The sequence below is a fragment of the Microbulbifer maximicatervae (SeqCode) genome (assembly GCF_052466985.1).
The window spans coordinates 1385220-1399043 of sequence record NZ_CP174298.1; the positions used below are offsets into that span (position 1 = coordinate 1385220).

The window sequence follows — 13824 nt, forward strand, 5'->3', positions numbered from 1 at the left end:
CCTCGGAGTTCCAACAGGAATACACCCGTTTTAAATAGTTATGATTTTCCACCTCTAACTCGCCCCCGCATCAAGGTTTCACAGTAGAAAAGCGTGCAACGATTGCTTAACCAAGGAAATGCCGCAATATGGATATTATTAAACCTAAGAAACGCCCCCTGATTAAGCACCCTTTAATGCTGGGTGGTGCTGCTCTTGCTTTTGTGGCATTTACCAGCACCCTCCTGTTACTTCCTGACAGCGCCTATAAGGTAGAGCGGGAACAGCTAATGTTGGGTACCGTCCAACGGGGAGACCTACAAGTTGTGGTAGATGGTTATGGTAGGCTGCGTTCAGACAAGCAGACGTTAATTACCGCTCTAACCGCAGCGAATGTTGAAAAAATCATGTTGCGTCCCGGTGCAGAAGTACAAAGTGATAGCATCATTATGCAGCTGAGCAACCCAGAATTAATGCGCGACCTGGATGCAGCCGAAACCTCCCTGGAACAAGAGGAAGCTAATCTGCGGCGGCTTGTTCTGAACAATCAGCGCGATGTTCTCGCGGAGGAAGCCATACTCGCGGAACTGAACTCCAATTACCAAGTGATCAAGTTGCGTCGCGAAGCTGAGGACGAGCTGGTAAAAAGTGGAGTGGTTTCCCAACTCACCTACCAAACCACCGTCTTACGCCAGGAACAGATGAAAAAACGTGTGGACCTGCAAAAACAGCGTATCAACCACCTGCGCAAAGTCGCCGTCGAATCAGAGTTAATCCAGCGCGAGCAAATCAACCAAGCCCAAACCCAATTGCAAAGTATCCAGCAACGAGCAGATCGACTGACCGTACGCGCCGGCCTGGACGGCATACTACAACGGCTGCCAGTAGAGCTGGGGCAAGGTGTCGATCCCGGCCAGGAGCTGGCGTTGATCGGCAGCGAGACAGATCTTCTCGCTCTGGTTCAAGTACCACAATCCAAAGCAGAGCAACTGGAGGTTGGCCAGCCCGCTGAAATTGATACTCGCAGGGAAAAAGTCGAGGGTGTAGTAACCCGTATTACTCCTGAGGTTCGGGACGGCAATATTGAAGTGGAAATTGCTTTTAGCGCAGGCGCCCCGGAGTCTGCCAGGCCACAACTCAACGTCGATGCCCGGATCTTCACCGCCACTATGGAAGATACACTGTTCGTCGAGAGACCTATCAATGTACAGAGGCACAGTGAGACCAACCTATTCCTGATTAACGAAAACGGGGAGGAAGCGGTACTCCAGCCCATCAGCTTCGGTGAGGAGTCGGGCCGATATATCCAGATCACCCAAGGCGTCAATGAAGCGGACCGTATCATCCTCTCGGATATGGCCAATTTTAATGAAGCTGAGCATATCCAGATTATTGACTAAAGCCTGAAACCCAAAGCGAGAACAGGGAGTTCGCTATGTCCAAGCCAATCCTCCATATGGCCGGGATCACTAAGGTGTTCAGCACCGAAGAAATGGAAACTCACGCCCTCCGGGGCGTTGACCTGAGTATTTACCAGGGGGAATTTGTATCTATCTGCGGCCCCTCGGGTTGCGGTAAATCCACACTTCTCTCGATTCTCGGCCTGCTGGACCTCCCCACCAGCGGCGGCTATCAGATTGAAGGCATTGAAGTCGCTCAATTGTCGCTGAGTGAGGCGGCGACTATTCGCAACGAGAAAGTAGGCTTTATCTTCCAGTCCTTTAACCTGATTGACGAACTCTCTGTCTACGACAATATCGCCCTGCCCCTGCGATACCGCCGCAATCCCATTCCCAAGTCTGAAGCCGACAAAAAAGTGAAACACTGCCTGGAGAAGGTGGGGATGAGTCACAGGGCCTCTCACAAACCTAACCAGTTGTCCGGTGGCCAACAGCAGCGAATCGCCATAGCCCGGGCGCTAGTTGGCAATCCATCCCTGCTGCTGGTGGACGAACCCACCGGCAATTTGGATTCCCACAATGGCGATGCGGTAATGGAAATGCTGCGGCAGCTCAACAATGAAGGGACCACCCTGTGCATGGTGACCCATGACCCTCGTTATGCAGACATGGCCAGCCGCCAATTGCATCTGCTGGATGGAAAAATATCAACGCCGCAGCCCATACTAGAGCCCCATGAGATGGCCCTATGATCACCACAAAGGACCTGTCCATTGCCCTCCAGTCCCTCAATCGGGCCCGGAGCTACGCCACCACTATTATTCTGACCCTGGGTATCACTCTCGGCGCCCTGGTAACGCTGTTTAATCTCAACTACCAACTGTTAGCCGCACCCCTACCCTACCCGGACGAAGATCGGCTGTATGTCGTGAATGGTAATCTCTACCAGAACAAGCAGCTGCGGCTGGAAAACAACAGCCAATACCCTGCCCTGGTTGAAATCTATAAGAACGACAGTTTCTTCGAGTCCAGCGCCCTGGTGTACTTCTGGGAAGATGTGGTTCGCAATTTATCCGGATCACCACGGGTTAATGTTTCCTATGTCTCTCCGGAATATCTCCAGCTCGCTGGAGCACCCCTGGCCCTGGGCAGACAATTCAATGCCGATGAAGGGCTCGACAGCCGAGTCCCTGTAGCGGTTATCAGCTATCAAACCTGGGAGCAAATGTTCCGGCGCAACCCAAATGTCTTGGAGCAAAGCCTGCAATTTGGGGAGGTGGACTTTCGCATTGTCGGCGTCACCGCCAAAGACTTCATTGAACCCCAAATCTATAAGCAGGGCCGGCAAACGGCGGTCTGGCTGCCCTGGGACTTTAACGATACACAAGTAGAGCGCAGAATTAATTGGAGAGGCTTCCTGCCTTTCCGCATGCTCACAGGAAAGCTGAAGCCGGGCATTGACCCCGCCAGTGCGGGGCATGAATTGAGCACATTAATGGATGCCCAGTATCAAGCGGCCCTAGCGGGAAGATCCTCTTCGGTAGAAAGGTCCGTTGAATACCGACTCACCCCCTTCGCCAATAAAATACTTGGCGACAGCGCCACGCGAACCCTAATGGTAATGGGCGGTACACTGGTGCTTCTGTTAATTGCCTGCGCCAATGTTACCAACCTGATTCTTTCTCGCGCAGCCAAACAACAACGCAATATGGCGATACAGGTCGCGTTGGGCGCACATAAAAAACATATCTTTTTGGCCCTGCTATGTGAAATCGGCCTACTTATGTTAGGGGCTGCATTACTTTCTCTACTTTTAGCCCTGGGATCGACGGAAGTATTAAAGGTGATAGCTACGGAACAAATTCCTCGCATTCAAGAGCTCACCTTAAACTGGCAGACACTGGTTTTTGCACTGTTGTGTGCCTTACTGCTCGCCCTGTTCTTCTCAGCCATAGTCAGTCGCCAGGTTAATTACCGCGCACTGAATCAAATGCTGCAGAGCAGCGGCAAAGGTTCCGGCGTACAGATCTCGCCTCTAATCCGCAAAGTCCTCATCAGCAGCCAAGTGGCGATGACCAGTTTGCTTATCGTCGCCAGCTTGCAGATTTTCCTTCAAGCTAACCGACTGATTAACCAGCCCTTTGGCTTCCCCTTGGACAACGTTCAAGTGATGACTCTGAATATCGGCAATCTTAGGAGTGCCCCCACTGCCGAACGGGAGAGTTATCTGAAGGCCATCAGGCAAAGATTGCTGGAGCACCCTAAAGTACAAAATGCCAGCCTGAGCCTAAACACTCCTATCTCCATCAGCCGGCCACTCTGGACCACATCCCTGAGTCATGATGCCAGCCGACAAAACCCTGTGATGGCCAAGACCACAGTAGTCGACGAAAACTACCTTTCCATTTTGCGTATGCCACTGGTCGCTGGCCGCCATATCAATGCGGCTGAGTTTTCCGATAACAATCGCATGATGCTCGTCAACGAAACCCTGGCCCAGAAACTGGAGCCGGATGGAGAAATATTAGGCAATCGCTACTACTGGCGAGGTGATTTTCCCTACCAAGTGGTCGGTGTAGTGCGCAACGCAAGCCTTCCCGGCAAAAAAGAACCCGCCCGCTTATTTGTACGCGGTATCAACGTGAGCTACCCCCTACTGGTACTCAGGCATAAGCCTCACCAACCGCTCAGCACCACAGAAATAAATCGGGAATTTGCCCAAGTAAACAGGCAGTACAAAGTTTCCGAGCTATTCTCCCTGGAGCAAGCACGAGATCTACTCCTAAGCAATGACCGGGTCTCAGTTTGGGTAACCACCGCCCTGACGTTACTGGCACTCAGCCTCGCTGCCATCGGTATCTTTGGAGTGCTCAGTTACAGTGTACAACTGCGGCGTACTGAGCTTGGCGTGCGCATGGCAATCGGCGCCCGCCCAGCGACGATTTTCTATCACACCCTGATCGATAGCCTGATTCCCGTAGTTATCGGTATCGCTGTAGCGACTTTGGTCCTAGTCCCACTGGCACTTTGGCTTGAGCAAAGCGAGTTCAGTATTGAAACCAGCCTCTGGGGCTGGCTGCTACCACCACTGCTTATTATCGCCCTAACCGCCTCGGTGACCCTGCTTTCTGTATGGAGGATAATCAACAAGCCCGCGATTTACGCATTGCAAGGAACAGGATAATTACTTTCCACCTGATAGCCGCTGCTTGAGGTTGCGCGCTCATCGTGCAATCTTTACAGCAAATACAACAATAAGAAATGGAACAGCCAATGCAGCCTCAGCAGTGGTTATCAAACGGAAAGATTTTTGATTATCAAAACCACCAACTCTTCTATGTCGATAGCAACCCAAGCTGCCGACATAAGCCAGTACTGCTTTTGATTCACGGTTTTCCGACCAGTAGTTATGACTGGCAAAAGGTATGGGCCCAACTGACAGAGCACTATCGCTGTATTGCTATGGATATGCTGGGATTCGGTTACTCAGACAAACCCAAGCAGCATAACTACAGTATCAATGGGCAAGCTGATTTACATGAAGTTCTTCTGCAACATTTAAACATCAACAAGGTCCACCTGCTGGCCCATGACTATGGGGATACCGTTGCTCAAGAGTTACTCGCCAGAGCCAATAGCGGCGGTACCACGAGGTATGCCTCAGCATGCCTGCTAAACGGAGGTCTATTTCCAGAAACTCATCAAGCGCGTTTCGTACAAAAACTGCTGCTCTCTCCCGCAGGCTTCCTGATCAATAAACTGATGAATTACCGGCAGTTTTGCCGCAGCTTCAGTGCCATTTTCGGACCAGACACACAACCCTCTGACAGAGAATTGCGAGACTTGTGGCAAATTCTCCAATATAAGAATGGCAACCGGCTCCTCTATAAACTAATCAGCTATATGCGCGACAGGCGCCAACATCGTCAGCGCTGGGTCGACGCCCTAAAGCAATACCCCGGCCCCCTATTACTAATCAATGGCTCATTAGACCCAGTTTCAGGGAAGCATATGGTGGATCGATTTCGGCAACTGATAGATCGGCCAGCGGATATTGTTGAGCTGGGAACGATTGGGCATTATCCGCAGTGGGAAGCTCCTACTCTTCTAGTCTCGACCTATCTAAAGTTTATTGAGGCCTATTCAAACAAAGAGTCTCAAGTCAGCCTATAAACAAAGCCTGGACTGCCAAAACCCACCCAAGTTGATATAAGGCCAGAATCAATGAAAGAGTTTCCGAGGAATATAGCTCCATATAAGAAAACCCCTGAATTCACTGAGGAGAATATCCCTCCAGGGCTATTGAAAGATCATACTACCAAGGAAGGCGTATGGGGGAAGATAGTGATCCTCTCCGGATCATTGGAATATACGATTCAAGAGCCCGAAGTGGAGATTATTGAACTGAGCCCTAAGAAGTTTGGCGTCGTAGAGCCAACTATAAGGCATCACATAAGACCGTTAGGGGATGTAAAATTTTATGTTGAATTCTATCGATAGAATCAAACTATCAAGTTAGCCAGACCTGGCTAACACTTTACTTCCTCAAGTTTCAGAAAGCTGATAGGCTCAGAAGGTATTTAGTGGCATACAACAAGGTGCGACCTACTATTGGTTAAGAAGGAAAGAATACACTACATTCAGGGGACGCTGTGGATACTTTTCTGTAAGCTCGTGATCGGCATCTATGCTTCATTCAAATCAAGCGTGGGGCATTCTTTCCTTTCGCCTATCTACCACAAGTATCTTTGTGTAACGAAACATAATAGGTAAGGTTGATTTTAGATTACTACGGACTTGCTATCCCAATAACACATCCTATGTCTAGCACCCTTAGCTGGATAAATTAAATCTAGCTCTTCTTGAGATTTAGGACCTTTATAGATATGCATATTATATCCAAAATTATCCAAGATCTTGGGAGAATATAAGATCATAGAGGTACCCATCGGACAAAACTTAACCCTGTCGGACTCGTCCATTTGATCAAACAGCATCATCCAAGAAAAAAAGTAAGGCTTTATTCCAGCACTCTTCAAGAGCTCTTCTTGTTTTTTTAAGAAACTTACCTGATACCGAATAGAATCCACACGAGTATCGTTTGTGACATCATAATAATCATTACTTTTAACCTCCAAAATATTTACCAAACCTTGATAGGACGGCGCCCCATGAAAAAGAAGCAGTGCATCATCATGCACGATTCTCTTTTTGGCGGCGGCCATAATATAATTCGCACAAGCAGATGCACATAAATCAAAGCCAACAACTGTACTTCTTAACCTTGAAATTTCCTCAGCAATATTCACTGCGGGACGACCTTCACCACCAGGGGACCTCACAACAACAATTAAGTCGGAGCCATCTACCAAATTGGAGGTTTTAGATTTAAATTTTAGCTCGGCTTCATTGCGATGTATGGGTCCATCCATACAAATTCCACCAGGGACCTCTTTGATTTCGAACTTAGAGTCTCTTGCATTATCAAAAGTAAACTCCTTTGAATCAAACCAAGCCCCACAATGATTTACTATCTTTTTCTCTATCGCACTATAAGTCGCTTCAACAGCATGGACCTTAACTCCGCCTATACAATACAGCATCGAAAGAACAGCAATATATTTGTTAATCAACAGCGTGAACTCCAACAAAAAAGTTAGTGATAAATATTCTCACAAGCATAGAACCGTTTACTTGTATTGAGTTCAATATTTTTTCAGGCTTTCTTGCGCTGCACGCAGAAAAAACATGGCAACCGCCAGCCATCAATATCCGGCCGCAATTGGCCACAGGTAAAGGCTAATTTTTAATTCCCGCTTTTTCCTTATACACCTGTTCCTGCACCTCTTTAATAGCACTGCCGCACCATGTAAAACTCTGTGTTACATTTGGAACCCTCTCAAAATAAGCTGTAATACTCTGCATGCCTGCATAATTGATACAAGCAAGCCAAATAATGAGTTTGACTAGCCTGGCTGCAACAGCAAAGTGATAGTGTGTGAAAGACGGGGCAAAGGCAGATATTCTCCGTGGAGGTAGATTGCTTGTTTCTCCATAATTTACTAACTGAACATACCTGCAACTACAAATCCTTTGTAACGACTTAATACCTTTCATGTGTTTATGGCATATTTATTCTTTCTCTGTAATTAAGTCACGTGGTTGAATCACAAGGAATTACAGAAGCTACTTATGGCTGGTGGTCAGATCTGTAATATTTCTTAGTTTGGAAAGATCCCTGTCGGAGGTGCCCGATAGTGTGGTGAGTTCGTACCCTTGTTTCATTAAGGTCCCCTCTCTTAAATATCTAAGTAGAGTCAACTCACCACTTATCAAAAAACGAACACCTTGGTTGAATTTTACTCAGGACTACCAATTTTAGCCAAGCCTATTTGCCATCAATGACACAGAGTTTGGGCGGTCTAAGAATCATATGGTTGCCAAACTTACAAAATTTCTGGATAGTCGTTGGATATCAATAGTCATCAGAGAGCTTCTAGGTCAAAGTTCGCCGACTTTATACTCGGAAACAGTTTAACTACAGTAATAATTTGACTCAGCCATCCAAGATAGCAGTGTTCAAGCCCAAGGAAAAAATGACAACGAAATTAATATTATCTGCTCTAGTATCCCTAACTCTTACTAGTTGCGCACACCAAGAGGACACACTGAACAATGAGCTGTGGCCTGGGGATCTAAGTATGTATCAACTTAGCTACTCTGGAGAGTTGCATCCTGTCAACATTCTGCCTCCTTATAGGCAGCCCAGAGTCAAAGAGCGCGATTATGAGAAACACCTTATCTCCGATCTTATAAATTGGTACATCACACCTAGATATATAAAAATCATTTTTTAGTGGCAATTATAGATTTCAACCTTACATTTTACTATTGAACGGAATTTTACTTTAGTGAATAGAATGATAGCCCTTACAGTAATCGCATCGGTTTTCCTTTGTTCGCCCTATTCGCATGCGGAAAAGTGTGATAAGAAATATTTAAAGGAGATGGAATATACAGATATTGAGTGTCAGTTCTACATGGGAACAGCTGCGTATCGACATGAAATTTATTCTGTAGCAGCCTCGCATTGGAAATATATCTTAGAGACACCTATAAAATATGCAAGAGATGCAGAGATAAAGGCAATGGCGCTAAGTACATTAACTTTTCTCACTTATAACGGTTTAGGTGTTGAGCAGGACCGGGCCGCTGCTGTCGACACATGGAAGCAAGTCGTAAAAAAAGGTGGTTTTGAAGCACGAAGGCACCTCGGTGCTGCCTACTCAGACGACAACTTTAGATACAGAGACCCTGTTCAGGCACTGGGCTGGTATGAGTCTATATTTTTACTCTATCCAAACCATAAAGATCTCAGTGAATCCGATCAGAGTATTTATCTGGATGCGAAGAGAGAGGTTAAAAGATTGAAAGCGCTTCTGAGTTCAGAGGAACAATCAAAAGCTTTACACTTTGCAAAGTCAACCATGTAAAACCAATCCGGACTTGCTATGCACCTTTCACTATTGATATATGGTTCTTAAAGAAGAACATAAAGCAGCAGTGATAATTAATGAATATCAAGTCTGCCCTTTTTGGAGGAAGAGGAAGCTTCCCTAAAGAATTATCACACACATAGAAACTACCAGTTGCCATCACTCCGATGGCCAGACGTGTAGAGTTCAATATGAAATATATCCCACTTAAGTATCTATCTCTTTCTCTTGGATTTGTCGCTCATACCTCCCTCGCTGTTGAGACAGAGGAGGGTTACGATTCTCACAACGACAAAGCTACGCCGGAAAATATCCAACTAGCAGAACTATTTAACCAGGATCAAAATGCACGCAATATACCTCACAGTGAAATTGACTGGAGTTCACTCAATAAAGAAGACGAGGATCGACGAAAAAAAGTCTCAAAAATGCTAGCAGAAGGCCGAATCAGAACCTCAAAGGATTACTATAATGCGGCACTTATCTTCCAGCATGGTAATAAATCAGAAGATATAAGACTGGCCCATGCTCTTGCCACTATTGCAGCAACCCTGGCAGAGGATAAGAATAAAGCTAATTGGCTAAAAGCGGCCACTTGGGATCGCTTAATGATGAATCTTGGTCGGCCACAGTGGTACGGCACTCAGTTTGTTAAAGACGACTCTGGAAACTGGAGCCTGTATAACATTGATTCTGATATAGTCTCTGATCAGCAGCGAATAGATTGGTCGGTTCGTACACTAGAAGAATCAAAGGCCATGGAAAAATCGCTAAATAGCAAAAAAGAAAAGTGAGTATTAATAAAACTCTTCAGAGCCAGCCAGCAGATACCAGGTTAGTCAGTTCACCACCAATCTCTGGCCAATGCTATCAACCATAGGGAGAGACAATAGTATGATACGAGCAGTTAAAGCTTCTGATTCTGCAGGGATTGCTAAAATCTACAATTACTATGTAGAGAATACTTGTATCACTTTTGAGGTAGAGCCAGTTTCTGCGGAAATTATCGCCGACCGAGTCGAAGAATGCTCAAAAAACAATCTTCCCTGGTTAGTTGCTGAGAATGAAGGCCGTTTAATTGGCTATTGTTATGCCAGTAAATGGAAAGGACGCTGTGCTTACCAGTATTCGGTGGAGGCTACCGTGTACTTGGACACGAACTATTCTTCTAAAGGCTGGGGCTCGAAGCTCTATAATGAACTGTTTAAACAGTTAAGTGAACTCAATGTCCACGCAGTAATCTGCGGCATAGCTCTACCAAATGCAGGCAGCGTAGCACTTCATGAGAAGTTTGGAATGGAAAAAGTTGCTCATTTCAAAGAGGTCGGCCGAAAGTTTAACCAGTGGATAGATGTTGGTTATTGGCAGTGCTTACTTCCCTTAAGGAAGGAGAAAGCATGAAATAAGCACATCATGAGGGAGTACATTTTAAGCAACTTTTATGTACCCGCATTAACCCCACTAGGGATTTTTAACCTAAATTTTACCAAATTCTCTCTAATCTAAGGTCATAACTGCGCGCTTTTGCGCAGCAAGGGCTATTACATTGAGTAGCCGAGACTTTATTGAGGGCACTGATTTCCCTCCCAATTTATACCAAAATAAAAGTGGACAACTTACTATAGAGAAAGTTGCAGCAATTACTGGATTGCTTTTAATTTAACTCATATTCCATCAAAAGTTACTGACCTATATGATGATTACACTTTTCACCCCAGAACCCCACCTCATTTAATGTAAGATAAAAGCTAAAATCCAGAAAAGACACGATAGCTAAAAACAAAAATTCGACCACCATCAAACAATTAAATATATTCGCATAACGGATCCAGGTTAGGGTAAGATCACCAATAGAGCCAAAAATATAGGTAATTATAATTAAGGAAATGATATGATTTTTTCAACTACAGAAACAGTACCAGGAAGAGAAATATCGGAGGTACTGGATATCGTTACGGGCAACGTTGTTCAATCAAAACATATCGGCCGTGACTTAATGGCAGGTATAAAGAGTATTGTCGGTGGAGAGATACGAGGCTATACGGAAATGCTGACCGAAGCGAGAAACAAAGCTTTTCAAAGATTGAGTGACAGTGCCCGGCAAAAAGGCGCTGATGCCGTGGTAGGAATTCGTTTTACTACAAGCGCAATTATGGATGGCTCCTCAGAAATTCTTGTTTTTGGTACAGCTGTAAAACTAAAAAAATAGGTTGGAATGCCCCTAAAGCTCTACCGCAAACTGCCCCAGTTTTCTCCTCACCGCAGGAATAGAACTGGCGGCAGCGATTAACGCTCGAAATTCAAATCTTGCTTTCAGGGATTGTCCAGTGATCATTTTCCGGCCACGCTCAGTAACCTCAATAACCTTTTTATCTTCTTGATGGCGCAATTCAGAGTAGCCTAAGAGCTGCCCCTCAGTGATTCGTTTTGCCAATTCGGCTGCATCAGCTATCCCAAGGTTCATACCTCGACCTCCAACCGGAGAGTGACAATGGGCAGCATCCCCAGCTAGATGTACCCTACCCTTTGAGTAAGTTTCCGCTTGCCGAATTGAGATTTTAAAGGTTCCCTCCCGCCTAACCCTCTTAACATCCACCGCCATCGGAAATGCCTTAATTGCATTATCACAGCTAGCTACCAGACGGTGCCGGCCTTCTCCCAATGGCACCGCAACAGCGACCACGCCAGATTCCATTTTGACCAAGGTAAACTTTCTTTTAGGGGGCCAATCCCCTGTATCAACATCCGCGATTGACCACACTTCATCCAAATCAAATCCAGGATAACTGATACCTGCAGCTTCACGAACAGTACTGCGAATACCATCCGCTCCTACGACCAGGTCAAATCGCTCCTCTTCACCATTATCAAAAAAAGCCACTACCCCACTCTTTTCCTCGGTAAGGGTTTTGAGTTCTTTCCTGTATTCAACTTCGACTCCCATACCAGATAAAACCTGAGCCATGAGAGCTTCAGTTCTGTCTTGAGGAAGTCCAAGAATGGCGGGGAAATAGGTCCGATTGGAATGGAGCGGAAACTCTAGTGCTAAATGCGTATTTAGGTAAATGCATGCGCTCTGAACAGCGATCCCCTCAGCAATCAACTTTTCAGAAACGCCAGAGTGTGAAAGCAACTCAAGGCTGCGAGAAGTAACTCCCACCGCTCGACTAAGGGTTGAAGCGCTATCCCGGCGGTCCACAATTCTTGGCAATAGCCCTCGCCGAGCAAGCTCGACCGCTGTAGTAAGGCCAGTGGGCCCAGCCCCAACAATCAGTACTTTCACAGGCTACCTCATATAACCCCACCTAACAGTAAGATAGTACATACGAAAGAGTAAGGGTGACTATCTGGTCTGAGACTCCCTATAAAAACCTAGGCCGCTATCTGTGATCTCTTTACAGCAATACCAGTCACCGCTTGGTGAGAACGTACTTAAACTTGCGAAGTCGAAACCTCTAATATCTGGCAACGATCTACAAAAGACTCGTCTTGGCAATAAGTACCCACTGTTATATCGATATTTTTTATATTTCAGCTCTTGGGTATAATTTCTAAATGATTACACCACTTTACGATGATGTACATGGACTCGCACTTGAGATAGTCAATAAATCCGCCTCTGGGGATAAAGCTGGGTGCCAAGACTCCCTCAACTCGCTAGAGAGACTATGCGCAAAATATGCCGGAGGCGAGCTAGACCATCCCCTACAGTGGGAGGCTCTGGGTGATTTTTCAGAAAGCTGTGAGGATGCAATACAGGCATACACCCAGGGACTTAACTGCTCCATAAAATTAGATCTCCCTTTGTATTCAGCTTCAATTGCCCTGGAAATGGCTGAACGTTTTTTGAGGCTAAACAATCAAGATAAAGCCTTGAAATTTGCCCATAAAGCACGTACTTATTCTGTCAGTGCAGAGAATTACGAACTACAAAAATCCATTAACAATTTCCTTAGAAATCTTATACAGGTTTAGTTTATCCTTAAAGACCATCCAAGCTGAGTTATCATAGTTAACTAAAACAATGATTCTAAGATCACTGATTACTTCTATAATAGTCAGCCTAAGTTACACTCTGGCTGCACATTACATTTACGATAACTCTTTTGGTGAAGGTGAAATTCTGAAGCTCCAGGCCTCTATATTGATGTTTCAAGCCTCAGTCGTTTTCATACCTACATTAGCTGCCTGCTTACTAGTCACATTCTGGCAAAGCAAGCTCAATAGAAAGACAAAATAAGACATTCTGTATGCCCCCAACTTCAAGCATTATGGCTACCGCTTCAAAAATCAGCCTTTGCCTTATAGCAAGTTCAATAGCAATTCTTATTTCCATTATGGAGTACTGGCGAGGGCTTAATGGTAACGAACTGCTTCTAGCCAAAAGTGTCTCCGCTGTAACAGCTGCCGGGCAAAGTGGCCCCAAGTATTTAGAACCGACGCTAGTTGCCGGAAATGATGGTATTACTGAAGTTCAAGTCATCTTAATGGCTCTAGGCTTATCGGCACTTTTGGCCTTAAGTTCGCTGATAGTGGTGACGATTTACAGGGTCAGGCATGGCCATCACAAACTCTATCTGCCTTTAGCTTTTTGTTCCACAGTTCTATGCTTGGGTATTATTTATGTTGGGTTAAAGTCCGGTATTCAGTATAGTCTTTGAAGTAGGACAAGCTTAGGCTAGAACTGAGGCATAACAAAGGAATATCAAAGTGAAAAGAATTGCCACCGCACTGCTATTTTTATTTGCGGCGATTGCCTGCTACGCTTTCGGAGTCCCTGTGGGAGGGGTAATCTTCCTTGCTCTTGGCATTATCTTTGAAGGAATCTTCTGGATTAAGCTATTTAAACGTAAAAAGAAGCCAACATAAGTGTAGTGATACAACGTTATTTCGCCTAGATTCAATTGAACTAGTGATTATCAAATAAATTACACACTCCAATTTGGTAC

At 45.5% G+C, this 13824-nt stretch carries 14 protein-coding genes; 12 read left to right on the forward strand and 2 right to left on the reverse strand.

Features of this window, described 5'->3' with window-relative positions; all coding sequences use genetic code 11:
- The first annotated feature begins 128 nt into the window (after window positions 1-128).
- The 5 genes from ACJJI3_RS06095 (at window position 129) to ACJJI3_RS06115 (ending at window position 5879) form a co-directional block, all read left to right on the forward strand.
- Entirely contained in the window at window positions 129-1379 is a 1251-nt protein-coding gene (locus ACJJI3_RS06095; RefSeq protein WP_444941853.1) for an efflux RND transporter periplasmic adaptor subunit, read from the forward strand.
- Window positions 1380-1414: 35 nt separating this feature from the next.
- Window positions 1415-2131, forward strand: coding sequence for an ABC transporter ATP-binding protein (locus tag ACJJI3_RS06100; RefSeq protein WP_444941854.1), 717 nt, complete (start codon window positions 1415-1417; stop codon window positions 2129-2131).
- A complete protein-coding gene (locus ACJJI3_RS06105) occupies window positions 2128-4563 on the forward strand; it encodes an ABC transporter permease (protein WP_444941855.1) in 2436 nt (811 codons plus the stop codon). The genes ACJJI3_RS06100 and ACJJI3_RS06105 overlap by 4 nt, the downstream gene beginning before the upstream one ends.
- Before the next feature lie 89 nt (window positions 4564-4652).
- Window positions 4653-5552, forward strand: coding sequence for an alpha/beta fold hydrolase (locus ACJJI3_RS06110; protein WP_444941856.1), 900 nt, complete (start codon window positions 4653-4655; stop codon window positions 5550-5552).
- A gap of 51 nt (window positions 5553-5603) precedes the next feature.
- On the forward strand, window positions 5604-5879 hold the full coding sequence (locus ACJJI3_RS06115) for a TehB family protein (RefSeq protein ID WP_413665657.1): 276 nt from the start codon (window positions 5604-5606) through the stop codon (window positions 5877-5879).
- 281 nt (window positions 5880-6160) lie between these two features.
- Here the strand turns inward: ACJJI3_RS06115 and ACJJI3_RS06120 are convergent, their stop codons facing one another.
- A complete protein-coding gene (locus ACJJI3_RS06120; RefSeq protein WP_413665656.1) occupies window positions 6161-7012 on the reverse strand; it encodes a hypothetical protein in 852 nt (283 codons plus the stop codon).
- Window positions 7013-8299: 1287 nt separating this feature from the next.
- Between ACJJI3_RS06120 and ACJJI3_RS06125 the strand changes: the two genes are divergently transcribed.
- The 4 genes from ACJJI3_RS06125 to ACJJI3_RS06140 all read left to right on the forward strand — a co-directional run bounded on the left by ACJJI3_RS06125 (window position 8300) and on the right by ACJJI3_RS06140 (window position 11084).
- Window positions 8300-8872, forward strand: a complete 573-nt coding sequence (locus ACJJI3_RS06125) for an SEL1-like repeat protein (protein WP_444941857.1) — start codon at window positions 8300-8302, stop codon at window positions 8870-8872.
- A 194-nt stretch (window positions 8873-9066) separates the two neighbouring features.
- A complete protein-coding gene (locus tag ACJJI3_RS06130) occupies window positions 9067-9669 on the forward strand; it encodes a hypothetical protein (RefSeq protein WP_444941858.1) in 603 nt (200 codons plus the stop codon).
- 100 nt (window positions 9670-9769) lie between these two features.
- The gene (locus ACJJI3_RS06135; protein WP_444905377.1) at window positions 9770-10276 is read left to right on the forward strand and encodes an arsinothricin resistance N-acetyltransferase ArsN1 family B; all 507 of its coding nucleotides are present in this window, start codon (window positions 9770-9772) and stop codon (window positions 10274-10276) included.
- Between the two features lie 490 nt (window positions 10277-10766).
- A complete protein-coding gene (locus tag ACJJI3_RS06140) occupies window positions 10767-11084 on the forward strand; it encodes a heavy metal-binding domain-containing protein (protein WP_413665654.1) in 318 nt (105 codons plus the stop codon).
- 12 nt (window positions 11085-11096) lie between these two features.
- Here ACJJI3_RS06140 and ACJJI3_RS06145 read toward each other — a convergent pair whose 3' ends face one another.
- The gene (locus ACJJI3_RS06145) at window positions 11097-12158 is read right to left on the reverse strand and encodes an FAD-dependent oxidoreductase (RefSeq protein ID WP_444941859.1); all 1062 of its coding nucleotides are present in this window, start codon (window positions 12156-12158) and stop codon (window positions 11097-11099) included.
- A gap of 272 nt (window positions 12159-12430) precedes the next feature.
- On the opposite strand from ACJJI3_RS06145, the gene ACJJI3_RS06150 reads away from it, so the two are divergent.
- The 3 genes from ACJJI3_RS06150 to ACJJI3_RS06160 all read left to right on the forward strand — a co-directional run bounded on the left by ACJJI3_RS06150 (window position 12431) and on the right by ACJJI3_RS06160 (window position 13744).
- Entirely contained in the window at window positions 12431-12850 is a 420-nt protein-coding gene (locus ACJJI3_RS06150) for a hypothetical protein (protein WP_444941860.1), read from the forward strand.
- 296 nt (window positions 12851-13146) lie between these two features.
- Window positions 13147-13536 (forward strand): hypothetical protein, encoded by a 390-nt coding sequence (locus ACJJI3_RS06155; protein WP_444941861.1) that lies wholly within the window; start codon window positions 13147-13149, stop codon window positions 13534-13536.
- Between the two features lie 49 nt (window positions 13537-13585).
- Complete coding sequence (locus ACJJI3_RS06160) at window positions 13586-13744, forward strand: hypothetical protein (RefSeq protein ID WP_282932647.1); 159 nt, start codon at window positions 13586-13588, stop codon at window positions 13742-13744.
- Window positions 13745-13824 lie beyond the last annotated feature (80 nt).